Below are 26,529 nucleotides of genomic sequence, written 5' to 3' on the forward strand. Positions count from 1 at the left end.
TGGTGCTGATCTCAGTATCCTGTGGTCTGGGTCACATCATTATCAGGCTCAGCGATACCGGACATCACGCGACTCGTCGGGGGTAGGCCCCGAAAGTGCGGTGAGGGCGTTACTGACGGCGGTTGTGAGCCAATCGGGTACCGAGGGCTTGCGCGGCCTTGCGAAGCTGTGCTCGCAGCCATTGATGTTCGGGATCACCCTCGTGCGCGGGGTGCCACCACACGGCATTCAAGAGCTCCGCCTCAAACAGCGGCGCCGGCAGGATCTTGATAGTCCCCCGAGCCTCAGCCTCGGTCGCCACGCCTTCCTGCATAACGGCAAGCCGATTCGTTCCGGCGACGACATGGGGAAGAGCTGAGAAGCTCTCCACCAGCATCGCCACACGCGGCTCAACTCCGAGAGCCCGCAACTGGCCTCCCGGCACCGTCCAGTCCGCAAGACCGTCGAGGGTGGCGACCCAGGTCGCTTGCGAGAGGGCCTCTGTTACGTCGCCTTCCTCTACCAGGCGATTCTCTGGGTCAGCGATGACCACCCATCGGTCACGCCACAGATCGAGGTGTGGGAATCCGGATACGTAACCGTGGGGGAGGAACATGGCATCGACGGCACGCAAGGACCGCGTCGCGTCTTCGACGACTTTCTGGTCATGGAGCATGAAACGTAGCCGCACACCAGGCGCCTGCGCGGAAACGATGCGAGATAGCTCCGCGCCGATCTGAGTGAACGCGTGGTCAGAACCGTAGAAGACGAACTCGCGATGAGAAAGTCGCGGATCCCAGTCAACCTTGGCGTCGAACACGCGAACGGCGGCGCGAAGGGCCGTGTTTACAGGGTCTATCAACTCCGCCGCCAGCGGCGTGAGCTCGTTAGTGGACCCGCGCCTAATGAGGAGTTCGTCGTCGAAATGCTCCCTCAGGCGCGCCAAAGAGGCAGAGAGCGCTGGCTGACTGAGCCAGAGTCGCGAGGCCGCCCTGGTGACATTGCGCTCCGTCAACAGAGCATCCAGCGCGAGGAGCAGATTGAGATCCAAGCGCGACATCGAACGTCCCACATCAGCCACTTCAAGCCTCCTGGTTGTTGCCGGATCTCCCGCGCGCCCACACTCTACGACAAGTGGTCTCCTTCGCTGTTGGCAGCCACGAGCTGGGGCATGAGACGACGGGCTTCCGGGGGTTTTTGGCCGCCGCAGGCGAGGGTGATCCGTGACGAACGGGTGCGGTCACAATTCCACAGCAGGGAACGCCATACTCCGAACAATGATGAACCATCTCGCATCTTGGTCTCCAAGCTACGCCGCCAAACAGCGAACGGGTCTGCCGCACGAATAGGTGGCAGTCTCACGTGCCCGACAGTTTGGTTTCCACTCGCCCTGACTAGCTTCTGGCGGCGAGCAGTTGAATGGTGCGGGCGAGGCGTAGTCATGCGGCGTGGTGTATGCGAGGCTCGACCGGCGGCGTCGACGGTGATATCCCACCTCGATGTAGTCAGAGATCGCGTTCGCCAACTCGACCCGGGTCCGCCACTTCCTGCGATGGAGCACCTCGATCTGCATCGAGGACCAGAAGGACTCCGTCATCGCATCATCCAGGGCATTGACGGCCAGGATTGAGTGTTGCTTGGAGTCGATCGCCCACCCGCTGATCCTGCGGCTGCAGGCGTCGAGAACAGCGGCGCAATAGATCTTGCCTTCTCTGACGTGGATTCCAGCGGCGGGATGTTCCATGTTGTCCGTGAGCCACAGTGTGTTGAGCGCGAGCCGGTGAACTTTCGGTTGACCAGGGCACCAGCTGTGGCCACAACTTTGAGGCGCTTGACCCTGGTAGCCCTCTTCACTCCTGCCCGGCTCAACAGCATCTCAACGAGCCGACTGAAGCAGCTGCTCCCCATCCCGAGAGTGAGCTCGGCGTGGATCTGCCGCCAACAGTGATTGCCGCCGGATGCGATGTGTATTGCTCTGATGAGGCCGGTGTCGGCGCAGCCTTGTGGCAAGCCCACTCACGGACCGAAGAACCACCACGAAAGCTGTCGGTGATAACAAACATGGACATGCGCTTTTTGCGCTGACACCTACTAAGGCTATCCTTAGCTGTCGTTTCAACTGATCGTCTCTGCTGACACCCCCAAGGTGGTTTCCCTGTGAGCACTTCCATACCCCGTGTCCTCTTCGTCACTTTCGCCGCCCCGACCCTGACGTTAAGCGGTTGCGGATTCACCGGAGACGCGGCCTCATCCGAGACTGCAAGCGGGACACCAGATACTGATCAGCGCATCGTCGTGGACAATTTCCGCGCCCCTACCGCGAATTGGGCGGTGGAATCCGACGACGCCTACATTCTGTCCCTCTCGGGATGCCTCGAAACGCTCACGACCTTCGATCAGGATGAGGGCGAGGTTCTCCCCTCACTGGCCACCGAGTGGGAGCAAACGAGCCCGCTGCACTGGGACTTCAATATTCGTGACGGTGTGAAGTTCCAGGATGGAAGTGAGTTGGACGCTGAGTCCGTCGTCGTCGCGTTGAATCACGTTCTCGATGCTGAAGTTCCGGCTCGAGCATTCAACCGGACCATGATCCGCGAGGTCACCGCGCTCGATGACCAGACCGTCCGAGTGAGCACCCCGGAAGAAAATCCGTTGGTTCCTTACCGATTGGCCAGCGTCAACACGGGGATCCTTTCCCCGGCCGCCTACGCCGAGAAGGGTGTGGATCCCTTCGGTCACTGCACTGGACCATTCACGCCCGTCTCAGAGAAAGTGAAGCAGTCCTTGACTCTCGATCGCCACGAGGATTACTGGGGTGGTGATGTCCAGCTCGCGGGGGCAGAGATCCGGTTCATCACCAACGGCGCTACCCGCGCAACCCAGGTGCAGACAGGCGAAGCCGATATCTCTTTGTCGGTCCCCGTGGCGAGTCTTGCCACGCTGGAGGCTGACCCCAGTGTTCGTGTTCTGAGTGCGGATTCGCCGAGGAGTTCGACGCTCTACATGAACAACGATCGCGCCCCGCTGGATGATGTTGAGGTGCGACGGGCGATCCGAGCCGCACTGGATCTCGAAGCTTTGTCCGGGAGTGTCTACGAGGGCGCGGCCCTTCCCTCCGAAGGGCCCTTTGCGCCGTCAGAACCTTGGGCAGAAGGGGCAAACCGATCCCCTCAGGATCTTGATCAAGCCCGCGAGCTGCTGGCCGATGCCGGGTACACCTCCGACCGGCCATTGGAGATCATCGCCATTGTGGAGCGAGCTGAGTTCGGCGACGTTGCTGCCGTCATCCAAGAGAATCTCGACGAGATCGGCATTCCTGTGACGATCGAGTCCAAAGAATACGCCTCGGCGGAACCTGACGTGCTCAATGGGGACTACGACATGCTGTTGAGTCAGCGCAATCGACTGATCGACATCGCTGATCCGATCGGATTTCTTACCGCCGACTACACCTGTGATGGCGCCTATAACCTGAGTCACTTCTGTGACCCGGCCTTCGACCGGATTCTCGCTGAGGCGGTCACGACAAAAGAGGCCTCCGAGCGTTACGAGCTCTACGCCGAAGCTGGGAAGATCCTCGACGACCAGGCCGTCAACGCGTGGTTGGTCAATGAACAGGCCATCGACGCTATCGGGGATGATGTCCTCTCCTATGAGCAGGATCCGCTTTCCCGTTATGTCCTGACAGCGGAGACGGCGAAAGCGAGCTCCTGACGGACATCGCGAACCTGCTCTGATGCTGCATTTCGCCGCCAAGCGGACCACGACCCTCGTGATAGCGGTCGTGGTCGCGTCCTTCGCGGTCTTCCTCGTCCCGTATCTCACCCCGGGTGACCCTGTGCGGAAGATCATCCGTTCCCGGGTCGCCGGTGAGGTCATCGACGATTCTTCGGTTCGACAGCTCAGTCAGAGCCTCGGACTGGATGATCCACTGTTGGTGCAGTACATCCGTTGGTTGCGCGAGCTCATCAGCGGAAACATGGGGCTGTCCTTCGGAAGCCGCACGCCTGTGGCAGATCAGGTGATCTCCGCCATGGGCGTCACCTTGAGCCTGGTGACCGCGGCGCTGGTGCTGGCCGTAGTGGTGTCTCTGCCTCTGGGCGTCCTCTCTGGTCTGCGACCGGGAAGTCTGACGGACCGTGCCGTCACCACCGTGACCCAGGCATTGATCGCCGTGCCGGAATACTGGGCTGCCCCGCTCCTCGTGCTGGTCCTCGCGGTGAAATTGACCCTTCTGCCCACCGCCGGGTGGACGGATCCCACATCCGTGGTGCTGCCCGCGTTGACACTTGCCCTGCGGCCGATCGCCTTCTTCACCTCGGCTGTCCGCACCGGCGTCCTCGACGCCGCGGCCGCCGCGCATATCCAGGCGGCCCGCGCGCGAGGACTGAGTGCGCGCCAGACCGTCATGCGCCACGTCTTGCCCAACAGCCTCGTCCCGGTCTCCACCCTGTTGGCTGTGTGGTTTGCGGGCCTGCTGGGAGGTTCAGTGATTGTGGAGGTGATCTTCGCGATTCCAGGCATGGGGAAGCTTCTCTTCGACGCCGTGGTCAACAGCGATATCCCGCTGGCTCAGGGGGGAGTCGTCGTCGTGGTTGCGCTGGCTGTTGCGGTGACGACCTTGGCAGATTTCATCCACCGGTTCCTCACCAAAACGGTGGGAGGACCCGTTGCGTAAACGACTGACCGCAACAACACTCAGCGTGCTTGTGCTGGTGGCCATCGTAGGTGCGGTGGCTCTGGCGCCATGGATTTCGCCGCATCAGTCCTCTGAGCAGAGTCTTTCCGAACGGCTGGCCGCACCGTCGTCTGCTCACTGGCTCGGTACCGATCATCTGGGCCGCGACATCCTGAGCCGGCTCCTCGACGGCGGCAGCTTTTCGCTTTCCGTGGCCGCGCTGGCCACTGTGCTGACCTGCATCGTAGGAGTGGGAATCGGTATCCTCAGCGCACGGCGTCGCGGGTGGATCGATGAGCTGCTCACCCGGACGAACGACGTGCTGCTCGCACTTCCCGAGATGGTGGTGGCGCTGTTCATCGTCGCAGCGTTGGGGACCGGTTTCTGGCCGCTGCTTCTCGCGCTGACAGTCACAGGCTGGACCCCCTTTGCGCGTCTGGCAAGGTCTCTGACCTATGACGTCTCGGCACGCGGTTTCGTGGATGCCGCCCGAGTGGTGGGATGCTCGCCGAGGTTCATCATCTTCCGCCATATCCTGCCGCATCTCGCTGGTCCTGTGCTCGGGCAAGCGACCCTGCGGTTCGGACACCTTCTGATCAGTGTGGGAGCACTGTCCTACCTTGGTCTGGGCGTCCAGCCCCCGCAGTCGGACTGGGGATCGATGCTGGCCGCGGCGCAACCCTATGCAGATCGCGCACCGCTGGGAATCCTTGCCCCCGGAATCGTGATTTTCACCGTGGCACTATGCGTGACTGTGATCGGCCAACGCGCAGCCCATATGAGCGCCGTCCCTCTGTTGGCTCCTTCTGCCGAACAACGGACGCAACCCTGATGACCTCGGAGCTGGTTATCGACGGGCTGCAGGTGAGCGTCCAGTCACCTGTCAGTCAGAAGGCAGGCACGTTGCTGGTCAACGACGTGTCTCTCTCTGTAGCGCCTGGCGAGTTCGTGGCGTTGGTGGGCAGTTCTGGTTCGGGAAAGACCCTCACCGCATTGTCCTGCCTGGGGTTGCTCCCCAAGGGTCTGGGCGTCACGGGGGGATCGGTGACAATAGGTGACCTCGAGATCACAACGGCTTCGGAACGAGAGCTGAACTCGGCGCGGGGCGGTCGGCTCGGCATGCTGTTCCAACAGCCGAAACGGATGTTCAATCCCAACCGCACCATAGGAGAGCACCTCCAGGAGCCGTTGCGTCTGCATCAAGGCGTTCGAGGCCTGAGGGCTCGCGCGAAGGCTCTTGACCTTCTTGACGAGGTCGGCCTCCATGACCCGTTGAAAAGCTCCAAGGCCTACCCCCACCAACTCTCCGGGGGCATGGCTCAGCGCGCCATGACAGCCCTGGCTTTGGCAGGACAGCCTGAGATGCTTTTAGCTGATGAGCCGACTTCTGCACTGGACAAGGGGTTGGAGACCCAGATTCTGCAGCTTTTGAATCGCGAACGTCACGAGCGCGGGCTAGGGATCCTCTACATCACTCACGACATCAGAACTGTCGCTGACTATGCGGACCGAGTGCTGGTCATGGGTGCCGGCTCAATCCTCGAGGAGGGGCGTGTGGAGGAGGTTCTGCGCCGTCCCGAATCTTCCTATACTCGAGAGCTCCTGGACGCGGCGCTCTTGGCGCCGAAGTCTCGGCGTCGGCCGCTGCCTGCAGAAGGCCCCGTCCTGGCCCTGGAAGGCGTCGGCAAACGATTTGGGCGAAAGCGGAAGGGGGAGAGGCCCGCTCTGGAAGACGTCTCGCTGAGCCTGGGCCGCGGAGAGGTCCTGGGAGTACTCGGACAGTCGGGGTCAGGAAAAAGCACTCTGGCAAAGACGATCGTGGGGCTTGAAGCCCCCAGCACAGGGGTCATCTCCCGACATCTGGAAGCGGGACAGCCGCATCGACGCACCGCTGTGCAACTCGTGTTCCAAGAGCCACACCACGCGTTCGACCCACGCATGACACTGGGCACGAGCTTGCACGCGCCACTGATATCCCACCGTCATCTGACTCCTGAACAGCGCGTCGAGCAGATTCAGACTGCGATGAACGAGGTGGAGCTCGACCCGGTACTGCTCGACAGACATCCTGGTCAGTGTTCCGGCGGGCAGCTTCAACGTGCGACCATCGCGAGAGCGTTGCTCCTGGAACCAGAGGTCCTCATCTGCGATGAGGCCACCTCGGCGTTGGACGCCGTGACTCAACGCCGGATCCTTGACCTGCTTCTCAATCTCCAGCGGAGCCGAGGGCTCTCTGTGATCATGGTTTCTCATGACATGGACGTGATCAGGTATATGTGTGACCGGGTCGCGGTGCTGCTGGATGGACAGGTCATCGAGGTCGCGGCGACCGGGGACTTCTTCACCGCACCTCAGCACCCGCACAGCCAGGCACTCGTCTCGGCGTCGATTCCTTGCCGCGCCCTCGGCGCCTGGGACGCAGCACAGAGCCGCTCGAGTTTCCTCAACGTCGGACACAACGCCCCGCCCCCAGAGCGGTTCGACTCTTCGCCGAGATGACCCACGATGACCCCCAGGGGTCGTGGGCAGTTTCAGGGCCAAAGCCTCAAGAGGCCTCAGCTCTCTCCTGGACGGGTCCGGGGTCCGCACCGGGAGCCCCGAGGGATCTCGTCAGGACGAACACTATTCGGGGCAGCGGGTGGCATCCCCCATTTTGGCCAAGTGCTCGGGAAACAAGTGACAGTCCTGAGGTTTCGAGTCCGTCGTCCAAGCAGAGATCGCGGTCCCTGACATGGACAAAAGCGTGGAGGGCCCCCTGAGCTCCAGTACCACGCCGATGTTCTGGTCGTCTCGTCTGAAGCGACCAGGATGTAGGGCGCCGCTGCGTGTGATGGACGCGTTCATACCGCACACGAGCCGAGAGAACACATCCTTCACCACGCAGGCGTAGATCTTGCCTTCCTCGATGTGATGCTCCGTGATATCGGTAAGTCACAGCTGATTCGGCGCAGTCGCTGTGAAGTTCCGCTGGACCCGATCATCACAGACCGGAGGGCCTGGCTTCTTGTTCATCCGTCTGGCTCTGCGGATTGTGGCCGAGAAGATCCGTTGCTGAGAACACAGCCTCCAGGCCCGGCGCTCCGAGACACGAGGCCCGGCCGCGCGGAGCTCATCAGCGATGAACCGGTGCCCGAACTCGGGGTCATCGGCGTGGATGTCATAGGCGGCATTGAGCAGCTCGGCCTCCTGCCAATCACGCTCCGAGACGGGGTTCGCCGCCCACTGATAGAACGCCTGCTTCGAGAAGCCCAACACCCGACAGGCCACCGCTACCGGGATTCCGGCGGCGGCAAGCTCACGGACCAGCGGGAACATCATTTTGCGCGGGCCTGCCCGACCTTCAAGTTCGCCTGGGACAGATACGCGGTGGCTCGACGCAGGATCTCGTTTTCTTGTTCGAGTTCGCGGATACGTGTGAGCACCTTCGACTGGTCTGCTTGGCCAGCAGCATCCTCAGCAGGCTCGACACCGTGGTGATGTGCTCGATTCTTGCTCACCCACATTGGCAGGGCTGACTTCGAGATGCCCAGGTCTTCGCAGACCTGTTTCTGTGTCATCCCGGAATCGAGCAGCTCCAGTGCGGAGGCCTTGAACTCCTCGGAGTAGATCTTCGGCATGGGACTATTCTCTCTGCCTTCTTAGCAGTCAGGAAGTCAACAGAACCGTCAGCAGACCCGATCGACGTTCATACCGGACCGACTCAGTGGCTGCCCCAATGGCGAACTGATGGAACATGGAACGACGGGTCATGAGCGCACGTCGATGACGCAGCGAGCCCGATAGGTCGCCTTCGTTGCCACTCACCGCGATATCCCCCGAAAAGGCCCTCCTCGACTCCGCAGCCTGCACTGACGAGGTGTGACAATCCATATACCGGGCCCCTGCCCCTGCCGTCCTCATTGCAGGGACTGTGACGGAATCATGCTCGCCAAAGTGTCTCGAAACGGCCTATGGGTCTTCGCCCACCTGCGCAGACCGGAGACTTGCACCATGGAAAGGGAATCCCCCGCACACCGCGATCTCAAGCACCGCATCGCCCTGATGATTCGAGACGCAGGATTCGAAGCAACCGTCGAGGCCACACCAAATGTGGATGATTCCGGCGGGTGGCGCGCCGATGTACTCGGTACGGCCCCCTCGGGACGGCGCGTGGCGTTCGAAATCCAGTTGGCGGGGATTACCATCGCGGAAGGCCAAGAACGCACCGATCGATATGCCCGCGATCAGAGCATGACTATCTGGGTCTCAACGAGACATACCGTCTGGATCAGCGGATTGCCAAGTGCCCGGCTGGTTCTCAGGGACGGCACGATCACCGCTGACCGCGGATTATCCCGCCTCAACGACAGAACCCCCTACTTGTGGAAGCCGGCCGGCGAGGTGGACTTCTCACGCGTCGTCCGGGCCTGCTCAATGGCAGGATCACCACAGCGCCAGCCGCGTATTTTTCGGAGCATGACATCTCGCGCCTCACCCAGGCACTCGTCCGAGGTAGAACCTGGGCCGTCTTGGATAGATCAGTTGTGTCGCTGGCCTCGGAGCAATTCGCGAAAGCATTCGGCAACCGTTTCACCAAGCAGTCCATGGTCAAGGTCGTGCCTGCAGCTGGAATCATTGTTGGCGGCACGTTCAACTGGGCGATCTTCGAAGGGGTCGTCGACGCTGCCGATATCGCCTACCGGCAGCGCTTTCTTCTCGAGAAGTACCCGCACCTCCGTGACGAAGACGCATCCCTACCATTCCCAGGTGCCGATGCAGATGCAGATACCCACGCTGACGACGAAGCAATTGGCGTACTTAGCGAAGTCCTCGAGGCCGGCGGGCCAGATATTTGCTAACTCAAGCTGAGGGGTCTCAGTAATTGTCGGCCCGCGCTGCCATCTCATCGAACACACTGAAATCAGTCGGGAGCACTTCTCAGCTATGGGCTATTAGGACTAACTCCCTCGAGATGAATATCGCTCAGTGGTCGATCACAAGTCCACCCCGGCTGAACACCTGACCGATTCCGGTCTCCGGCGCGCTGAGCACGGTAATGTCCTCGAGCGGATTCCGCTCAAGAAGCAGCAGGTCCGCGAAGGCGCCTTCGGCAAGCACACCCAGTTCACCTTCCCTACGGAGCAGCTTCGCAGCCGTAGTCGTCGCGGATCGTAAGATAGATCCAGGTGTCTGAACCTGGGCACGAATGTTAAATTCGTGGCTCTGCCAACCTCGCATACCACCTAAGAGATCAGACCCGTAAGCGATGTTCACTCCACCTTCGTCGGCAAGCCGCAGAGCCTGCAGCCCGGCATGAAGCACGCTCTCCACCTTGTCCTGGCTCTCCCGGGGAAGCCCGTTCTCCGCACCGTCCGCTTGCAGACGCTCGTAAGTGACGAGGGTCGGCACCAGGAAGGCCTCAAACTCACGGAACAGTCGCACACTTTCTTCGTCGAGGAGGTTGCCGTGCTCGATCGACCGCACACCAAGTCGAAGGCCCCGGTTGATGGCCTTGGCTGTGTAGGCGTGCCCGAGAACGTACCTGTTCGCAGCCTCTGCTTCTTCTACTGCCGCTCGGATCTCATCATCGGCGAACTGGGTGGAGTCCACTCGGTCCGTGGGGGACGCAACTCCCCCAGAAAGCATGAGCTTGATGTGATCAGCGCCCGTGCGCAGCTGATGCCGCGCGGCTCGGCGTACCTCTGAGACACCGTCGCACACCACGCCAATGTGCGAACAACACTGGTGAGTATCCATAACTGAACTACCGGGCCCACGCATGTCCGCATGACCACCGGTCTGAGAGATCGCCTTGCCCCCATAGAAAAGCCGAGGCGCCGTAAAGAGCTCTTCCTCAGCAGCACGGGCCAGACCGAAATCAGCCCCGCCGGTATCACGCAAGGCAGTGAAACCACGACGCAAGGCGTCCTGCATGGAGTTGATAGCCGTAGCCGCCAGATATGACGGAGATTCCTCGCCAAGCTGTCCGAGATTCGCAGTGTTCGCCAGCACATGAACGTGGCAGTCGATGAGACCGGGCATCGCAATGCGTCCACCGGCATCCAAGGCCTCGTCCTCGGCCGGCCCACCGATCGAAGCGATACGATCGTGAGCAATCCGCAGCGTGGTCGGTTCAGAAATCGCCTCTGTCTCAGGATCAAGCAGCCGCACGTTGGTAATCGCACGGTGGGAATGGTCGAGTTTCATCCAACAGCCTTTCTGGAATCCGGCACCGCTGATCGTTTAGCGCGGTGACGACAACATAACGATACGCAAAGGACTTTGCAACGCATGGGCCACAGTGTCTCAACTTGGGTCGACAAGCTGGTCGACGGCCGCAGCCCCTCGCCCGCGCTGGCCCGGGTGGTGGCGGTCCTTCGAGCAGACCCTGAGCTGTGCGCCTTCGCCACCACGCAACAGCTGGCCACAGTCGCCCGAGTCAATATCGGCACCGTGACCAGAACGGCACAGTTCCTCGGCTTCTCGGGGTGGCCGGACCTGATCCTCGACTACCGCGGGCGCTATCTCGCCACACTTACTGCAGACAGGATTCTCAGTGCCTCCAGCTCTGGAGTACAGGGGCTCGCGTCGATCATGGAAGACGTGCGGGCGCTGGAATTACTCAGCGAGACTCTCGACGAGAGTCTGATCAACGCCGGAGCCGAACTCATCGGAAGGTCCCGGCGAGCTGTCGTGCTGGCGACTGGAATCTACGCGGGCCCCGCGGCGCAACTGGTTCATGGAGCTCAGCTCCTCGGTTATGACCTGTCCCTTCAGACGGGCGCGGTCTCCGCGCAGATGACAGCGGTGCGGCAGCTCCGAGCTGAGGACCTCGTGATCACGTTCAACATCTGGAAGACCACAGAGGCAGTGAATCAACTGGCTTTGCTGGCCGCGGAGCGTGGGGTGCCGCTGCTAGCGATCGTGGATCGCTCGACAACGGTGGCGCAGCGCGCAGAAGTAGCGATCACGGTGCCCAGCGAATCCTCGCGGTACCTGCCATCCACCATTCCCGCTACCTCAGTGATCCAGGCATTACTGATGGGAGTCGCCGAACGGGACAGAGCCGGAGCAGAGGCCAATCTGCGTGAGGCAGATGAGATGTGGAACCGGGTCGGAGTCGTCGTGGAGTAATCCGTGCGGTCGAGGCTCCAATCAAAAGTGAACGGGCGAAACACGGCGGCAATGCAATAGATGTTGCAATGCTGTCTGTGGAACGTCAGTATAGGTGAGTTCCACGTCACACTCGCCCCTTGGATGGAGTACCGCACCGTGACCAACATCGTCGTTCTCATCTGTTATCTGCTACTCATGGTGGCCTTCGCAGCGTGGCTGGGAAAGCGCGCCAAGATCAAAACCGGAACGGACTTCGTCCTCGCCGGGCAGTCTCTGCCTGCCTGGGTCCTCGCGGGAACTATGCTCACCACGTTCGTCGGTTCCGGGTCCATCATCGGTGGTGCCAGCTTCGTGTTCCAGAACGGACCGCTGCCCGGAATCTTCTTCTTCCTCGGCACGCTGCTCGGGGCCCTAACTCTTGGCTTCCTGGCAAAGAAGATTCGCCGCAAGTCGTTCCACACTGTTCCTCAGCTGTTGCGCACACGCTTCGGCAAGAACACCGGGATCATCGGGACCGTCATTGTTCTGATCGCGTTCATGGGGATCGCCGCCACACAGTTCACCGGTGCCGGCTACATCTTCAGCCTCATTACACCCCTGAGCCAGACGCAGGGCGCCATCGTGGCAGTGCTGTTGATTACGTTCCTCGCCCTTGCCGGGGGGCTGAAGTCCGTGGCTTGGACAGATTTTATCTCCGCAATCGTCATCATCATCGGTCTGGTAATCGCTGTCGGGTACGTCTTCGTCCAGGACCTCGGGGGCTTCGGCAGCTACGTGGACCGCCTTGACCCGACGTTGAGCACCTTCACCGGGCCGCTGACGCCGATTCAGATGCTGGGTTACTTCCTGCCGTTGTTTCTGCTCTGCCTGGGTGATCAGAACATGCATCAGCGGCTCTCGGCGGCGAAAAGCCCCCGGACGGCTCAGCGCGCCGCCTTCCTGTTCTTTGCTGGAGGTCTGATGATGATCATCCCCATCATCTTGCTGGCCTCCTCCGCCACAATCGTGAACCCCGAGTCTGAACCCGACATGGCGGTACTGGGACTCGCCGCCGGCGGATTCACCCCCGAATTGGTCGGCGCGGTCATCCTCGTGACTGCACTAGCGCTGATCGTGACCACCGGTTCGTCATATCTACTTACCTGCTCGGGGAACATCGTCTATGACCTGGTCTTCCGCAATACGGCCCGCGCGGATGCTTCGACCCCGGGCAGACAGGTGCTCACGGCTCGGCTGGCGGTGACCGTGATTGCGATCTGCGCCTATATCCTCGTCCAGTTCTTCCCCACCCTGTTGGACCTGCAAATGTACGCCTACACCATGTATGGCGCAGCAGTGACTCCCGCAGTACTCGCAGCGCTCTTCTGGAAGCGAGTCAGCGCAGCCGGCGCCACAGCATCGATGCTCACCGGCGGTGTGGTGACGGTCCTTTGGGAAGTTTTCGGCGAGGGAGTCAACTCCGTCGTCGTCGCCTTCCCGGTGGCACTCGTGATGCTGGTCGTCGTCTCTCTCGCCACCAAACCTGCCCCGGCACTTGAAGACAGCACCGCCGTGGAGCGAGAGACTTCCGTGGTCTAAATACGAGGGAAGTCCAGCGGTACTAACGCTTCCACCCGTCTCATAACCCTTAGGTCGCGAGGCAGCGGACGAGACACTTCTGCCCCGGATGGAGATTCACGGAATCCCGCAGCGGACGAGTTCTCCAAGCGTCTCGCAACAGTGTCTCGCAGGATCCGTGCACTCGTCCTCAGTTGCGAGACGCCTCTGCACCATTTGGCGTGGAAGAACGTTCGAGGAGGGATGTCCTAGTGGGCGCTGGGGGATGCTGCCCCCGGTCCTGGCGCCAAGATCGCGCGCGTTACTCCAGGCACGCGTAGACCCCGCGGTCGGAGTGTGAGGGAACACTGTTTCCGAACGCGGGGTCTACTGAATCACTCGCACCTTCAAGAGGTACTTACAACACTAGAGAGCTTTCTTGAATGCGCCGTGGTCGTCGCCTGGGCACTCCCTGGAGCCAACAACCCGGCAGCACAAGAATCTAAAAAGTACGCACAGGAGCCGATCGCTAATCGGGCGGTTCCGGGATTTGGCGTAACCACGTCGGTTCCTCCTCGACAAGCTCACCGAAGCGCTGCCCCGGCATTGACCGTGCAATGTCAGCCTCGCTGAGCATCCCTACCAGCGTGTGACGCTCTACCACCGGCAGGAGGCTGACCTGGTGAGTGCTCATCATCTCGATGGCACCTTCGACGGGTTCATCAGCTGCGATGGTCACCGGTTCGTCCTCACCGATCTCTCCTGCCGTGACATGGCTGGGGTCGGTGCCGATCGCGACGCATTTGCGGACAATATGCCGCTCAGTGAGAAGACCTATGACCCGGCCATCACGCAGACAGATGGGCAACGCACCCACTTCCAGATCCTTCAACTTCTGTGCTGCCTCTTCAAGGCTCTGGTGCTCACCCAGGCACTGGGCACCTTCGGTCATGATCTCGCGCACCGTCGTCATTGCATGCTCCTCTCAGTCGCGGTGAGAACCCAGACACGGCCCAGCACTGTTCGCTCGCATGCCACGTCCCTCCACAGCGACTTCTCGCGCAGAGATTTCGCGCTTCCGAGGCGAGTTGGGGGCTAGCGTCATCGACCTACTACACGCTGAGGGCGGAGTCTCTCGCTGGTGGTATTACCGACGGCGGCCCAGCTCAGGGTCATCACGTGCCGGGTCATCAAGGGCCGTGTCATCGACCCCGGTGTGCTTCTTTCTCCCTGGCAGGAATGACAATGCGACCATCGTGACGCCCAACACCAGGTGCAGCCAGTCATCAGCCGTGTTCAGAGGAACGAAGTTCACGGCAGAGTCCTTGTCAATGACCAACCCGTACACCCACAGGATCAGGTACACGATGCCGCCGAAGAGCAGGTAGAGCCGCGCCGAGGTACTAGACCGCGCCAAGACCAACCCCACGACGCCGTAGAGCAGGTGCACGATGTTATGCAGGATCGAGACTTGAAAGATCCCCAGAAGCATCGCTTCAGAGTGATGTCCCGCGAACTGCAACGTCTCATAGCCGGTGGTCACCCCGGGGATGAACCCCAAGACCCCCACGATGAGGAAAACGACCCCGTAGATCGCAGCGACGATTTGCACCGGGGTCCGACGAGGTGATCTGTAGCCAGTCGAGCGGGCGGAGGAGGCAGTCATGATTCTTCCTTCCCTGAACATTCCAGTGGGAACCAAAAGGACCTACATGTTGACTCTACATCTGGCGGGAATCCACGCGATAGGCCTCATTAGTGCACTGATGTTTCAATATTCAATTCAGGTCCCGCATTTCGTGTGCCGACCCTGGGGGAAGCTTTCAGCCCCCCTGGCTGGGGCGTCCCCCGCGAGGCACCCGGCGCCGCATCTCCCGCAACACCTCAGACCCTTGGTCGGGCACGGCAGAGGCGACACCTGTGGTGATCTGAACGCCGTGCAGAAGGCCGCCTCTGCTCGGCTCGAGGCTCGAGGGGTAGACAACCACACCAGGGCTCGGCGTACTCTGAAGGCCCTCAACCACACGCCCCAACCGGTCACCACGACCAGGTTTGGCTCCACTGCACCAGGTCAGACGTCCTCAGTAAGTCCACGGGTTAATACAACTGATGAGGTGAGCACCATGGCACCCCGCGACACACCGGCGACACAAGCACGTGACCTGATCCAGCCCCTAGGGTCGACTCTCTGTGAAACTCGCTCCCTGGACAGCGCTGACCGACTGCTGCGAGAGGTGGGCCTCGATTATGTGGTGATCACGAACCTCTCCGACCACGCCATCGGGATCATCACCGAACGAGATATCGCCGAACTGCAACTCGCCAGACCTGAGAAGTGGGCCTCCCGACGGTGTGCCTGCGCAGTCCACCCTCATCCCACGCTCCAGGCCGACGTGACGATGGCTGAGGTGGTCGAACTGTTCAGTCACACCGAGATTCGCCCTCTTCTGGTTCTCGAGGGCCGTGAAGCCCTCGGTGTGCTGCGGCCGACCGAGGTTTTTCAATGGTGCGCGCAATACTGGCCCGCCGCCTTGGACCAGCTGGCCCGCCATGCCCGACACGAGAACCTCCAGCCCAGCCACGGTTAGCACCCACTCCACGGGTCCGCGGATCGAAGCGACCACACGGCCCGCTCACGCCGACGCTTCTGCTACACCCATCATCATGATGTCTAGAGGCAGTCCAGCCCGAACCGTGGTAGACGACCCCATCTTTCACCGCAGACCAGTCCCGCAGAACAGTGCGCCTGAAGTCCCATAAGGTGAGGCGTGTGCCTCGACGTGTATATCTGATTCAAGGACTGGCCCAAAATATGAGCCACTGGGACAAAGTCCTGACGCACCTGCCTCAGGATGTCCCGGTGACGGCGATCGACATGCTGACGCTGGGGTTCGAGGGCGATCAGTTTTCCTGGTCGCGCGCCGCACAGGAACTGGACAGCCATATCGGAGAGGCAGATGCTGTCATCTGTGGGCTCTCCTCCGGTGCGGTGATCGCCGCCAAGCACGCGGCCACGTACACATCTGGCCGTGATCACCACTATGTGCTCGCGGCGCCTCAGATGAATCCGCGCGGATGGCCCAGCCGGATGTTGCTGCGCAGACGCCGACTGATCCACCGATATATCGAGTTCCGCACCGGCCGGAAACTAGAGCCGAAGAAGGTAGCCAGCATCCTCGAGGCCTACCTGACACTGGACCTCCGGGGAGACCTCACCAAGATCACCAGCCCAGTCCTGGTGTTGGTGGGCCGCAAAGACCGCGTCCACTACAGGCCGACTGTCGACATCGCGCAACTGGTCCCCCATAGTGAACGGGTGAAGCTCCAGCGTGGGACTCACGAGAGTAACCGCAGCGCGCCCCGGCAATTTGCAGAACAACTGAGCCGGTCAGCGCGATCGACATGACCCCCAGAACGGCACTGCGGGGCTGGGTTGCTCCTCGCACCGAGAAGGTCAGCCGAGTCTCTCCAGAGTGGCTCGGAATCTCCCCAGCGGGACAGTCTCCCTGCATTGCAGTCAACGGGGACGCGCAGAGTAGGGCTTCTGCGAGATTCATAAGCTGAATGCGCAAGTCGGTGACCGTCGAGCAACTGCAGGAGGGACTCCGTGAGGCGACACGGCGGGCCGTGAGCCGGGAGCTGACCGAGGAAGAGCTCGCCGATTACCTTTCCCCTGGCAGGACTCGACCCGCTCAGGGTCCTGGATGGCGATGGCCGTGCCGACCCGGCTGGTGTGGGGACGCGACAACGAGTTCCAGAAGATCGAATTCGCGCGACGCTACGTCCGTGAGCTCCCCGCCAGCGACCTCATTGAAGTAGCTGGCAAGCACATCCCCACGGAAGATTCACCAGAAAAAGTCTCAGTTGCCATCTTCGAACATCTTCAGGCGTAGGTCCTTCCTCGGGTCTCATGTCGCTACGGGCCCGTCGAGTCCTGAAACACTGAGGGCTCACCAGGCCGCCCGGTTCAGGGGACCTTGCCATGTCGGGGATTCCGGGAATCGTCGTTTCCACGGTCGCACGCTAGAAGATCCCTCAGCGTGCACCGAGTCCTCAACTGGAAGACGAATGCACGCAAGACGCCCCTCAGCGTGCGGTCATGGAAGTGCTGAGATCCACGGAGAACTCCCGGTCCCGCAGCTCTAATACTGCGACCGTCGAAGAGCCGGAACCTCCATATGGGATGAAAGCGTGCGAGACAGTGTTGCGGTCATATGGCAGGTACCCCTGTGACCAAGACCGAACCCAGGCTCGGTGCACACTCCCTCTCAGGACAGATCACACCCGTGAGGACGCTCGGTGTCAGGCCAACCAGGATTCTTTGCCAGTCAGGGAGCGGTGACCGGGTGATTCTCTGCGGACCATTGATTCATCCCGCCTCGCATGCTGGCAACGTTGAAGCCTTCGTCGGTCAGTACCTGAGCGGCATCGAGACTGCGCCTCCCGCTCCGGCAGACGGTGATCGTCTCACGTGCCGAATCGAGTTCAGCCAACCGTGTGCTCAACTCTCCGAGAGGGATGTGGACAGCACCAGGAATCATCCCGGCGGCTACTTCGTTGTCCTCTCGAACATCAACGATCTGCACAGCGTCCAGTCGATTGACAGTCGCTGCGGGCGAAACTTCCTGCATAGTTAGACTCCTTAGCCTTGGTTCTATGGATAGCGACTCAGGGCATCACACTGAGACGAGTCGTGATCGGGCCTCACCGGACCGAACAGCTCGGCGATGTCGTCGAGTATGCGGCAACACCACGGTGGGCCCGGCGAGCGATCTGAGTCGATCAGGAAAGGGAAAGGAAGAGTTTCTCCAGCTCATCTACTGTGAGTCCGTCTTCGATTTCGGCCGCGCGCTCTGGTTCGGTGATGCAGAACTGCATCGCCGAGGAGACCACGCTGAACCCGGCGCGGTCCAGGGCGGTGGAGACCGCCGAGAGCTGGGTGACGACATCGCGGCAGCTTCCGCCGTTCTCCACGGCGTTGATCACCGAGTCCAGCTGGCCGCGGGCTCTCTTGAGCCGGTTGACGATGCGGCGTCGGTTCTCTGCGTCGGCTTCTCTCATCATGATCTCTCTGTTTGTCGCGATGTGGTGTGTTGATCGCCCAGGCGCTCATCCGGACCGGCGTGTTCCGCGCCTGGTCGGTGGCTTGCGCCGGTTCGTTCAGATCTATCCGGTTCCCTTGGTCCCGCGGTGTAGATCTCGCCGTCTCGTCGGCTCGTCTGGGGTGCTGACCGAGGATCCTGTGGTCACCGGTTCTGAGCGAGGTTCGTGCTCTGCCGTGGCGCGGCGGACTGCTCTGCGGCGGTAGAGAAGGAATCCCAGCAGTGCGAGAATCAGCGCTGCGGCGCCCGCCCCGTAGGCCAGCGGAAGCTCCTGAAGGAACACCACAATGCCCATGGCCAACACCAGGTACCCGAAGACCTTCTTCAGTGCCTTCTCGGGGACATGTTTGCCCAGTGCGGAGCCGATCAGTGCGCCGATCACGGTGATCGCGGTGATCATCAGCACTGGCCCCCAGTCGATGCTCACGTCAGTCAGGTACCCCGCGAGTCCGGTGAAGGACTTCATCGAGATGATCAGCAGCGAGGTGCCCACCGCGGCGGGCATCGAGAGCCCGCCCAGCAACACAAGCGCCGGAACGACCAGGAATCCTCCTCCGGCGCCGACCACGCCGGTCACCAGCCCGACCACGAGTCCTTCGAGGATGATCTTGCCCAAGGGCAGCTTCTTCTTCGGCCCGCCGACAGACGCGGCCCGGCGGTCCAGGATCATGGCCAGCGCGGTGGCGACCATCATGATCCCGAAGGCCACCATGAGCACCACACTGGGCAACTGAGTTCCTATCAATCCGCCACCGAAGGCTCCTGCCATCGCGGCGGCGCCGAAGATGAATCCGGTGCGCCACTGCACGTTCCCGCGCCTGGCGTGGGGGATCACGCTGACCAGGGAGGTGACTCCGATGATGAACATCGACGCGGCGATGGCCTCATGGGCAGGGAACCCTGCCACGTAGGTCAGCAGGGGCACGGCGAGGATGGTGCCTCCGCCGCCGAGCAGGCCCAGTGAGAGCCCGATCCCGACGGCGAGGACCATCGCCAGAATCAGGCCGCCGCTCATCCCCGCGGCGCCGGAGTCTGAGCTGCCTGGATCGCGGTGGAGCGGGGGATCTCGGCCAGCAGCTTCTCCACTGTGGGGTCAGCTTCGACCTTGTTCCAGGGCATCTTGTTCAGCGCTGCGGCCATCGCGCAGGAGTCGGTCAGCGCGGAGAAGGTCAGTCCGGCGCCGATCGCTCCGGCCAGGTAGCCGACCTTCGGGGAGATCAGCTTGCTGCCTAAGAATCCGGTGAGGACCAGGGAGCCGGCGACCATGCGGACCTGGCGGTCCATGGCCCAGCGCTGCTGACCACGTTGGGTGTGCTGGCTGTGCTGGGCTTCCATCGCGACGACGCCGCCCTCGAGCACCCGTGCGGTGTCCACTCCTGCGGCGCGCAGGTGCTGCAGGGCCTGGTTGGCGCGGTTGCCGGTCTGGCAGATCAGCACGATCTCCCCGGTGAACTGCTCGGCCAGGGTCTCCTTGTTCTTCTGCAGCAGGTCCAGCGGGACGTTGTGGGACCCGGGGACCCGCAGCGACTCGTGCTCCGCAGGTGTGCGCACGTCGACCAGCAGCGGGGCGTTCTGTGAGCGCAGCTTCTCCGCGAGTTCGGTGGGACTCATCGGTGACGCGGGCGCCGTCGTCGTCGGGGCGCTGGTGTCAGGAGCGGGGGTTGTGGTGGTGGTAGCCATGAAGCGGGACGTTCCTCTCGAAAACTGATGGGGGTGCCGGCGGGCACCTCGGATTCCCGAGGTGCCCGCCGGGGTTTCAGCGTGGGTCTTAGCTGGAGTGCTTGTATTCCGACCAGCCGGCGTAGCTGCCGACGAGTTCACGGACGTCGTGGCCCTGCCGGCGCAGCGCACTGGCCGCCACGGAGTTCCGGACCCCGGACTGGCAGTAGGTCACGATTGGACCGCTGGCGGGAAGCTGGTCCTGGTGCCAGAGCACCCGGCCGGCGCTGAGCTGCTTCGACCCTGGGATGTGGCCTTCCGAGTGCTCGGACTTGTTGCGGACATCCAGCAGCAGGGCAGGCTCAAAGTCTTCGAGCTCTTCCGGGGTGATCGTGGCCGGCTGTGTCTGCGGCAGATCAGCCAGGCTGATCGTGAAGCCCTTGACCGCGTCAATGCCGACCCGCATCAGGTGGTTCCGCATGTCCTCGGCCTGGTCCTGATCTGCGGCGAGCAGGATCAGGGGCTGCTGCTGGGTCTCGGGGTCGTAGGCCCAGGCGCCGAAGCTGGCGAACTTGCCGCCGGCCGGGATGTTCAGCGCACCGAGCACGGTGCCCTGCTTGACCTCGTCATTGGCGCGGGTGTCCACGAAGATCGCCCGGTCCTCCTCCAGGGCGCTGCGCACCTGGTCCGAGGTAAATGCCTCCAGCGGGTTCAGCGGGCCCAGCACGGCGGGGCCGTCCTTGTTCTCCCGCTTCATCCGGCCAAAGTAGGCGTGGGCATCCGGCTGGCCGTCGAGGAGCTCGTCGATGAAGCCCTGCTCGTCATCGGCGGCGAGGTGCTTGGACCACCAGGCGTTGGCCCGCTCGTAGCCGACCGTGGTGGCAGGCAGCGCGCCCAGGGCCTTGCCGCAGGCGCTGCCGGCGCCGTGGCCGGGGTAGACCAGGATGTGATCGGGCAAGGTGAGGAACTCGTTCTTCAGGCTGGCGTAGAGCTGCTTGGCACCTTCGAAGCGGGTGTCCTCTCCCCCGGCGGCCTCATCGAGGAGGTCCGGGCGGCCCAGGTCTCCGGCGAAGACGAAGTCTCCGGAGATCATGTAGCCGGCGTCCTCGCTGAAGGCACCGTCGGTCACCAGGAAGATCAGGTGCTCCGGGGTGTGACCGGGAGTGTGGCGGGCTTCGATGGTGATGTTGCCAAGCTTGATGGTGTCACCGTGGGTGAGCCGGGTGGCGTCGAAGCCGTACTGCCAGTCCTCGCCGCCTTCGCCGGAGATGAAGGCCTCGGCGTCTGCGGCAGTCGCCAGCTCGCGGGTGCCGGAGAGGTAGTCAGCGTGGATATGGGTCTCGGCGACCTTGGTGATGCGCATGCCGTGGCGGGCGGCGAGGTCGAAGTACTCGCCGACGTCGCGGCGGGCGTCGATGACCATGCCCTCGCCGGTGGCCTGGCAGCCGATGAAGTAGCTGGCCTGGGCCAGGTCCTCGTCGTAGATCCGTTCCAGAAGCATGTGATCGCTCCCCTTCCTTGAAAGTCATTGGATACCCCGGGGGGTATGTCACTACTGTCGCATATACCCCTGGGGGTATGCAAGGTGAGGTTGGAGAACCACCCACAGCCGAGGCCCATGCGACGCGGCGCCAGCCCCGGCCAAGGACCACCAGGCGCGCTCGAGCCCGCCTGACAGTGGGGGTGCAGACGTGGGCCCGGGCATCACCCGTGTTCAGCTGCCGAACGAAGCCCGGACGCCACTTTCCCCGTCGACGAGACCGTTTACCTGGCCGGGTCGGCAGCGATGGCAGTGGCAGTGGCAGTGGTGCCGGATTCGACGGGAAGTTCATGCACGCGCCACTCCAACATTCCCTCATGAAGCCGTAGGGCGTCTCGTCCTGCGGCGTGGAGAAGGGCTACTGCTTCATAGGCGAGGACGCAGTAGGCGCCACGGCAGTAGGCGACCACCTGTTGGCCTGAGGGCAGTTCGTCGATGCGTCGTGGAAGCTCTTCCACCGGGATGGAGATCGCCCCGGGGATGTGCGCCGCCGCGTATTCCTCGACGGGTCGCACATCGAGCACCGTGACATCTCCTGCGCCCACCCGGGTGAGGAGCTCGTCGCGGCTGACCTCCTGAGTCGGGGGAATGGCTGCGGGTCGTCCGCTGTCGAGATAGTCCTCGCGGGCGCGGCCTACGTCAGCGACACGGTCTCCGGCGACATTGCGCAACTGCTCAAAGAGGCGGTACACGTCGAGTCCCGCCAGTCCGTAATGGACCCACGTGCCCTCGCGGCGGGCGTTGACCAGTCCAGCCTGCCTGAGCACCTGCAGGTGTGCCGAGGTTGTGCTCACCCCCAGCTGAGCCGCCGCGGCAAGATGCTCCACGCTGCGCTCACCCTGGGCGAGTAAGTCCAGAAGCTCCAGACGCTTGCCGCTGCCCAGAGCTTTTCCCACTCGCGCGACCTGCTCGAACAGCACCGTCTTCTTCTCCCGGTCACCCATTTGCTCCCCCAGTCATCTCCGACATAACGCGACATCCACTATTCTAGACTTCTTTGGAATACTGGACTATATGCTGTCGCCTCTCTGGCGACTATCGGAGAACGGAGCACCATGGACATGCCAGGACGAGGGACTGACGGCGGCTCGGGCGGCCGGTTCTTGAGGCTGGGACTGCGCGCCAACCTTGCTCAGTTCACTCTCCTGGTTGCGGTCAATGCGCTGGTCGGAGGCATGGTGGGCCAGCAGCAGACGGTGCTGCCGCTGCTGGCGGAATCGGAGTTCGAGCTCACCGGCTACAGCTTCATCTTCACCTATGTTGCGGCCTTCGGAATCACCAAGGCCATCGCCAATTACTTCGCCGGGACCCTGTCCGATAAGTACGGGCGCAAGCCGGTCCTGCTGATCGGGTGGCTCTTTGCCGTGCCGGTCCCGCTGATGCTCATCTTCGCTCCAAACTGGGGCTGGGTCGTCGCGGCGAATGTGCTTCTAGGCATCAATCAGGGGCTCACCTGGTCGACCACTGTGGTGATGAAGATCGACCTGGTGGGGCCTGCCAAACGTGGCCTGGCCATGGGACTGAACGAAGCCGCTGGATATGGCGCGGTCGCTGTGACCTCTCTGCTGGCTGGGTATCTTGCCGAGCAGTACGGGCTGCGCCCGGCACCCTTCCTGTTGGGCTTGGCCTATACGGCGCTGGCACTGCTGCTCTCCGGAGCGTTCGTGCGCGAGACGCGCGGGCACGCCCAGTTAGAGGCCGCCCAGCACCTGCCCCGACGAGATGGGATCCATGATCACCTCCACGCGGATCTCACCAACCGACAGGTCACGATCCAGACGAGCCTGAAGGAGCCTGCTCTGTCTGCGGCGAGTCAGGCCGGTTTGGTCAACAACCTCAACTTCGGCCTGTCTTGGGGCCTCTTTCCGCTGCTCTTCGCCACCGCTGACCTCACGCTCAGCCAGGTCTCGGTTCTTTTCGCCCTCTATCCGGGGGTGTGGGGAGCGGGACAGCTGGTCACTGGAGCGCTCTCGGATCGCATCGGTCGCAAGCACCTGATCACCGCCGGGATGGCCACCCAGGCCATGGCCTTGATGGTGATCGCTTCGGGTGATGGGTTCACCCACTGGGCCACCGGCACGGTGCTACTCGGGGCAGGCACCGCGATGGTCTATCCGACCCTGCTGGCCGTGGTGGGCGATGTCGCCCACCCCGCCTGGCGTGGTCGAGCCGTCGGTGTCTACCGGGTCTGGCGTGATCTCGGCTACGCGGCAGGCGCGGTGCTGGGTGGTGTCGTGGCTGATGCGCTGGACCTTTCTGCCGCAGTCTGGGCCGCAGCAGTCGTGAGCGCGATATCCGCTCTAGTGGTGGCCGCGCGAATGTATGAGACTCACCAGAGGACACCAACGAGCTGAGGCGCCCTCAGTACACACGTCCACCATGGAGGACATCTCACCCGGCCCTGCACTCAGTCCTGCGGTTACTCCTGCGCGGTACCGCTGAGAGCATTCAACGCCGCACGCAGCCGCTGTTCTGCGTCCTCAGCGACCTCTCGAACCGCGGGGGCCCCGCTGAGCTGAACCATCGTCTGCGGGTCAATCGCGTCGATAGTGGCGTGATCCTCGGTCGCACCACGGCGCACGACCACGTTGCAGGGCAGCAGCGCGCCGAGCTCAGGTTCTGCCGCGAGGGCCTTGCTTGCCAGCGTGGGGTTGCACGCGCCGAGGATGATGTAGTCACCCACGGCGTCCCCGGCGTCGGCCCCGAGCTTTGTGGTGAAGGTGGCTTTGACGTCGATCTCGGTGAGGATACCGAAACCCTGCTCGGCCAGCGCCGCGCGAGTGGCCTCCACCGCCTGGTCATAGGTCATCGGGACGGTGATGGTGTGGGTGTAGCTCATGGGGTACTCCTTCGACTCACGGTTCACCGGACCCGGAGAGGGCCGGCTGGGTTCAGGTTCTCAGATGACGCACCCGGAGGCGAGGGCGGCCAGTGCCGCACCGTGGGCGGTGACGCTGGTGACGATCAGCACCGCCATGATCGCGGTGATCGCGGCGGCTCCCAGGAGTCCCCGGCGCGGATTCACCGGTGAGATCAGCTGTCGCACGCGCTCTGGTCCGGCCGCCAGCATCATGCGCGAAGGGCCTGGCTGGTCGCTGGCGGTGCGCTGTGCACTGCTGGCCTCCCCCATGGCCAGGAGGGCAGAGGCGAGGGAGCGGGTGCCCGCGCGGCGTTGGGCGGCATTATCGGCCGAGACTTCCAGATAGTGCGGCACCGCGTCAGCGATTGCGGCGGCGAAGGGCACCCAGCGCAGGGGCCTGGTGATGCTTCCGATGAAGTCCAGGACCAGGTGGTGGCGTTCGCGCAGGTGTGTTGCTTCATGGGCGAGCACAGCGCGCAGCTCCTGATCACCCAGCCCCGCCAGCAGGCCGGTGGAGACCACGATGCCCCAACGGTCCCGGCCCAGCGCGAAGGCCGAACGGTGTGGATCATCGATCACGGTGACCTGATGGCCGTCGATGATGCGCCGGTGACCCACCGGCAGCAGCGAACGGCAGGTCTCACGCAGCTGGGCCTGTCGTTTCCACGCCGCCCTTCCACCCAGACCGAGCACGAGCAGCACCGCCGCTGCCGGAGCGAAGAGGAACGCGGCAGCGGGGACGACGGTCTGCGTCGCGAAACCCGCGGAGAAGGGGTTCGATGCTTCTAAGCAGCGCTGGCAGACCTCGGCCACTGGGGCCGGCAGCGGACTGGGGCCCGTCAGCGACCAGGCCAAAAACAGGCCTGCGGCCATCACCGACGCCAGCCAGAGCACCAGACTCAGTCCCAGGCCCAGCACCGCGAATCGCGGAAAGCGGATCAAGGCGGGTGCGGCAGCGCGGATCAGCGGGCGTCCGATGACTGCCGTGGCCAGCACAGCAAAGACCATCAGCCCGGAGAGCACCATCGGGTTCACGGTGAGCCCTGGAAGTCTTGGGAATTTGCCCCGGAGAGATAGGCGCGCAGGAGGTCCCGCTCATCATCGGGCATGGTGTCGACGAAGTGGAGGATCGAGGCGGTCCGGTCTCGGCTGACCCCCAATGCCTGGCGCATCAGGCCTGCGGCGTGTTCCTCGCGGGAGCGCTGCGGCAGGTAGCGCACCCCGCGCCCCTCGCGGTTCGGTGAGACCAGGCCTTTGCGCTCGAGATTTCCCATCACCGTGGCGATGGTGGTGTAGGCGGGTCGACTGGGGAGGTGATCCATGACTTCTCGCACGGTACATCCCGAGTGATCCCAGATCAGGTCCATGACCTTCTGCTCCAGAGGGCCGAGCCGCCCGGCAGATGCTTCGTGCTGTGGTTTCTCATTCATGCGGTGACCAGCTCCTTCCGGGGTCGCACAGCGCAGGCGACCTGACCCTTGAGTCTCCAGATCAGCGCGACGCCGGTGAGCACCATGGCGCCCAGAGCGAGGATCGGCTGCAGGGGCGTGAAGTAGGTGATGGCTCCAGAGTATCCGAGAGCGATCAGCGCGATCTTGTTGCACACCGGACAGCCCACGGCGAACCAGGCCAGCACCATACCGATCATCCCGAAGCGGCTGCTGCGTCGCTCCTCAGACGAGGAGATTCCTTCTTCAGTGGTGAGGGCCGCGCCGGAGTCTTCTGGACTGGATGGACTCCTTGAGCCCACCGGGTCCGGGGTCGAAGACCGCACATAGGTCGCCAGAAGCATGCCGCTGAGCACCGAGGTCAGGATCCACACCGGATAGTTCCACCACACCGGTGGGATGTCCCGGGCGAAGAAGGAATTGGGAATCAAGACCGTGGCGACCCCCACAACCACACCGACGACCAGGCTCGCCACGGCCGCCACGAGAATCTGTCGAGGAGTCCACGAGCGCAGAGCCTGCACAGCAAGCACCGTCGAGGCCCGCCAGGTGCCACGTTTCAAGGAGAGAGAAGCCATGGGTCCACTATGCCGCACGCCAACTAACTTGCATAGTTACTATGCGGCATAGTT

General features: G+C 62.7%; 27 protein-coding genes and 1 pseudogene. 11 read left to right on the plus strand and 17 right to left on the minus strand.

Going from position 1 to position 26,529, the window contains the following annotated elements:
* Positions 1 to 109 precede the first annotated feature (109 nt).
* Both IY716_RS07895 and IY716_RS13775 read right to left on the minus strand, forming a co-directional pair.
* Positions 110 to 1,060 (minus strand): LysR family transcriptional regulator, encoded by a 951-nt coding sequence (locus IY716_RS07895; RefSeq protein WP_369699633.1) that lies wholly within the window; start codon positions 1,058 to 1,060, stop codon positions 110 to 112.
* 354 nt (positions 1,061 to 1,414) lie between these two features.
* Positions 1,415 to 1,968 (minus strand): annotated as a pseudogene (locus tag IY716_RS13775) (IS3 family transposase); the annotation flags it as partial.
* 168 nt (positions 1,969 to 2,136) lie between these two features.
* Between IY716_RS13775 and IY716_RS07905 the strand changes: the two are divergent.
* From IY716_RS07905 to IY716_RS07920, 4 genes are read left to right on the plus strand one after another with little or no spacing between them, the layout of a single operon-like run.
* Positions 2,137 to 3,693, plus strand: a complete 1,557-nt coding sequence (locus tag IY716_RS07905; protein ID WP_369699634.1) for an ABC transporter substrate-binding protein — start codon at positions 2,137 to 2,139, stop codon at positions 3,691 to 3,693.
* A 22-nt stretch (positions 3,694 to 3,715) separates the two neighbouring features.
* Positions 3,716 to 4,657: an ABC transporter permease gene (locus tag IY716_RS07910; protein WP_218221003.1), complete on the plus strand. Its 942-nt coding sequence runs from the start codon at positions 3,716 to 3,718 to the stop codon at positions 4,655 to 4,657.
* Positions 4,650 to 5,489 (plus strand): ABC transporter permease, encoded by an 840-nt coding sequence (locus tag IY716_RS07915; RefSeq protein ID WP_218221004.1) that lies wholly within the window; start codon positions 4,650 to 4,652, stop codon positions 5,487 to 5,489. Before IY716_RS07910 ends, IY716_RS07915 begins: the two co-directional genes overlap by 8 nt.
* Complete coding sequence (locus IY716_RS07920) at positions 5,489 to 7,156, plus strand: ABC transporter ATP-binding protein (RefSeq protein ID WP_218221005.1); 1,668 nt, start codon at positions 5,489 to 5,491, stop codon at positions 7,154 to 7,156. Before IY716_RS07915 ends, IY716_RS07920 begins: the two co-directional genes overlap by 1 nt.
* Before the next feature lie 432 nt (positions 7,157 to 7,588).
* On the opposite strand, the gene IY716_RS07925 is transcribed toward IY716_RS07920, so the two are convergent.
* On the minus strand, positions 7,589 to 7,975 hold the full coding sequence (locus IY716_RS07925; protein WP_218221006.1) for an IS3 family transposase: 387 nt from the start codon (positions 7,973 to 7,975) through the stop codon (positions 7,589 to 7,591).
* The gene (locus IY716_RS07930; RefSeq protein WP_218221007.1) at positions 7,972 to 8,274 is read right to left on the minus strand and encodes a transposase; all 303 of its coding nucleotides are present in this window, start codon (positions 8,272 to 8,274) and stop codon (positions 7,972 to 7,974) included. The genes IY716_RS07925 and IY716_RS07930 overlap by 4 nt, the downstream gene beginning before the upstream one ends.
* Positions 8,275 to 9,180: 906 nt before the next feature.
* Here IY716_RS07930 and IY716_RS13780 point away from each other — a divergent pair.
* The gene (locus IY716_RS13780; protein WP_369699635.1) at positions 9,181 to 9,495 is read left to right on the plus strand and encodes an EcsC family protein; all 315 of its coding nucleotides are present in this window, start codon (positions 9,181 to 9,183) and stop codon (positions 9,493 to 9,495) included.
* A gap of 124 nt (positions 9,496 to 9,619) precedes the next feature.
* Here IY716_RS13780 and IY716_RS07940 read toward each other — a convergent pair whose 3' ends face one another.
* Positions 9,620 to 10,843, minus strand: coding sequence for an amidohydrolase family protein (locus IY716_RS07940; protein WP_218221008.1), 1,224 nt, complete (start codon positions 10,841 to 10,843; stop codon positions 9,620 to 9,622).
* Between the two features lie 84 nt (positions 10,844 to 10,927).
* Between IY716_RS07940 and IY716_RS07945 the strand changes: the two genes are divergently transcribed.
* Positions 10,928 to 11,770 carry a MurR/RpiR family transcriptional regulator gene (locus tag IY716_RS07945; RefSeq protein ID WP_218221009.1) on the plus strand — a complete coding sequence of 281 codons (843 nt, stop codon included), beginning with the start codon at positions 10,928 to 10,930 and terminating at the stop codon, positions 11,768 to 11,770.
* Positions 11,771 to 11,893: 123 nt separating this feature from the next.
* Positions 11,894 to 13,330, plus strand: a complete 1,437-nt coding sequence (locus IY716_RS07950) for a sodium:solute symporter (RefSeq protein WP_218221010.1) — start codon at positions 11,894 to 11,896, stop codon at positions 13,328 to 13,330.
* 487 nt (positions 13,331 to 13,817) lie between these two features.
* Here the strand turns inward: IY716_RS07950 and IY716_RS07955 are convergent, their stop codons facing one another.
* Both IY716_RS07955 and IY716_RS07960 read right to left on the minus strand, forming a co-directional pair.
* A complete protein-coding gene (locus IY716_RS07955) occupies positions 13,818 to 14,261 on the minus strand; it encodes a CBS domain-containing protein (RefSeq protein ID WP_218221011.1) in 444 nt (147 codons plus the stop codon).
* Between the two features lie 174 nt (positions 14,262 to 14,435).
* On the minus strand, positions 14,436 to 14,954 hold the full coding sequence (locus tag IY716_RS07960; RefSeq protein ID WP_218221012.1) for a DUF4383 domain-containing protein: 519 nt from the start codon (positions 14,952 to 14,954) through the stop codon (positions 14,436 to 14,438).
* Positions 14,955 to 15,411: 457 nt separating this feature from the next.
* Here IY716_RS07960 and IY716_RS07965 point away from each other — a divergent pair, with 457 nt between their 5' ends.
* From IY716_RS07965 to IY716_RS07975, 3 genes are all read left to right on the plus strand, one after another.
* On the plus strand, positions 15,412 to 15,876 hold the full coding sequence (locus IY716_RS07965) for a CBS domain-containing protein (protein ID WP_218221013.1): 465 nt from the start codon (positions 15,412 to 15,414) through the stop codon (positions 15,874 to 15,876).
* A 182-nt stretch (positions 15,877 to 16,058) separates the two neighbouring features.
* Positions 16,059 to 16,694, plus strand: a complete 636-nt coding sequence (locus IY716_RS07970) for an alpha/beta fold hydrolase (protein WP_369699636.1) — start codon at positions 16,059 to 16,061, stop codon at positions 16,692 to 16,694.
* A gap of 304 nt (positions 16,695 to 16,998) precedes the next feature.
* Positions 16,999 to 17,181 (plus strand): alpha/beta fold hydrolase, encoded by a 183-nt coding sequence (locus tag IY716_RS07975; RefSeq protein WP_218221015.1) that lies wholly within the window; start codon positions 16,999 to 17,001, stop codon positions 17,179 to 17,181.
* Between the two features lie 435 nt (positions 17,182 to 17,616).
* Here the strand turns inward: IY716_RS07975 and IY716_RS07980 are convergent, their stop codons facing one another.
* From IY716_RS07980 to IY716_RS08005, 6 genes are all read right to left on the minus strand, one after another.
* Positions 17,617 to 17,919 carry a rhodanese-like domain-containing protein gene (locus IY716_RS07980; protein WP_218221016.1) on the minus strand — a complete coding sequence of 101 codons (303 nt, stop codon included), beginning with the start codon at positions 17,917 to 17,919 and terminating at the stop codon, positions 17,617 to 17,619.
* 151 nt (positions 17,920 to 18,070) lie between these two features.
* Positions 18,071 to 18,349 carry a metal-sensitive transcriptional regulator gene (locus tag IY716_RS07985; RefSeq protein WP_218221476.1) on the minus strand — a complete coding sequence of 93 codons (279 nt, stop codon included), beginning with the start codon at positions 18,347 to 18,349 and terminating at the stop codon, positions 18,071 to 18,073.
* A gap of 105 nt (positions 18,350 to 18,454) precedes the next feature.
* Positions 18,455 to 19,405: a sulfite exporter TauE/SafE family protein gene (locus tag IY716_RS07990; RefSeq protein WP_218221017.1), complete on the minus strand. Its 951-nt coding sequence runs from the start codon at positions 19,403 to 19,405 to the stop codon at positions 18,455 to 18,457.
* Positions 19,402 to 20,070 (minus strand): rhodanese-like domain-containing protein, encoded by a 669-nt coding sequence (locus IY716_RS07995; RefSeq protein WP_218221018.1) that lies wholly within the window; start codon positions 20,068 to 20,070, stop codon positions 19,402 to 19,404. The genes IY716_RS07990 and IY716_RS07995 overlap by 4 nt, the downstream gene beginning before the upstream one ends.
* 88 nt (positions 20,071 to 20,158) lie before the next feature.
* Entirely contained in the window at positions 20,159 to 21,550 is a 1,392-nt protein-coding gene (locus IY716_RS08000) for a rhodanese-like domain-containing protein (RefSeq protein ID WP_218221019.1), read from the minus strand.
* A 263-nt stretch (positions 21,551 to 21,813) separates the two neighbouring features.
* The gene (locus IY716_RS08005) at positions 21,814 to 22,533 is read right to left on the minus strand and encodes a metalloregulator ArsR/SmtB family transcription factor (RefSeq protein ID WP_218221020.1); all 720 of its coding nucleotides are present in this window, start codon (positions 22,531 to 22,533) and stop codon (positions 21,814 to 21,816) included.
* Positions 22,534 to 22,650: 117 nt separating this feature from the next.
* Here IY716_RS08005 and IY716_RS08010 point away from each other — a divergent pair, with 117 nt between their 5' ends.
* On the plus strand, positions 22,651 to 23,943 hold the full coding sequence (locus IY716_RS08010) for an MFS transporter (RefSeq protein ID WP_218221477.1): 1,293 nt from the start codon (positions 22,651 to 22,653) through the stop codon (positions 23,941 to 23,943).
* A 65-nt stretch (positions 23,944 to 24,008) separates the two neighbouring features.
* On the opposite strand, the gene IY716_RS08015 is transcribed toward IY716_RS08010, so the two are convergent.
* Genes IY716_RS08015 through IY716_RS08030 form a run of 4 tightly spaced genes read right to left on the minus strand, consistent with a single transcriptional unit; the run spans position 24,009 to position 26,475 of the window.
* Positions 24,009 to 24,428: a DUF302 domain-containing protein gene (locus IY716_RS08015; RefSeq protein ID WP_218221021.1), complete on the minus strand. Its 420-nt coding sequence runs from the start codon at positions 24,426 to 24,428 to the stop codon at positions 24,009 to 24,011.
* A 60-nt stretch (positions 24,429 to 24,488) separates the two neighbouring features.
* Positions 24,489 to 25,475 carry a M56 family metallopeptidase gene (locus IY716_RS08020; protein ID WP_255316685.1) on the minus strand — a complete coding sequence of 329 codons (987 nt, stop codon included), beginning with the start codon at positions 25,473 to 25,475 and terminating at the stop codon, positions 24,489 to 24,491.
* Positions 25,476 to 25,480: 5 nt separating this feature from the next.
* Positions 25,481 to 25,879 carry a BlaI/MecI/CopY family transcriptional regulator gene (locus tag IY716_RS08025; RefSeq protein ID WP_218221023.1) on the minus strand — a complete coding sequence of 133 codons (399 nt, stop codon included), beginning with the start codon at positions 25,877 to 25,879 and terminating at the stop codon, positions 25,481 to 25,483.
* Positions 25,876 to 26,475 (minus strand): hypothetical protein, encoded by a 600-nt coding sequence (locus IY716_RS08030; protein WP_218221024.1) that lies wholly within the window; start codon positions 26,473 to 26,475, stop codon positions 25,876 to 25,878. Before IY716_RS08030 ends, IY716_RS08025 begins: the two co-directional genes overlap by 4 nt.
* Between the last annotated feature and the right edge of the window lie 54 nt (positions 26,476 to 26,529).

The sequence above is a fragment of the Nesterenkonia sp. Act20 genome, from assembly GCF_019173455.1.
GTDB lineage: Bacteria > Actinomycetota > Actinomycetes > Actinomycetales > Micrococcaceae > Nesterenkonia.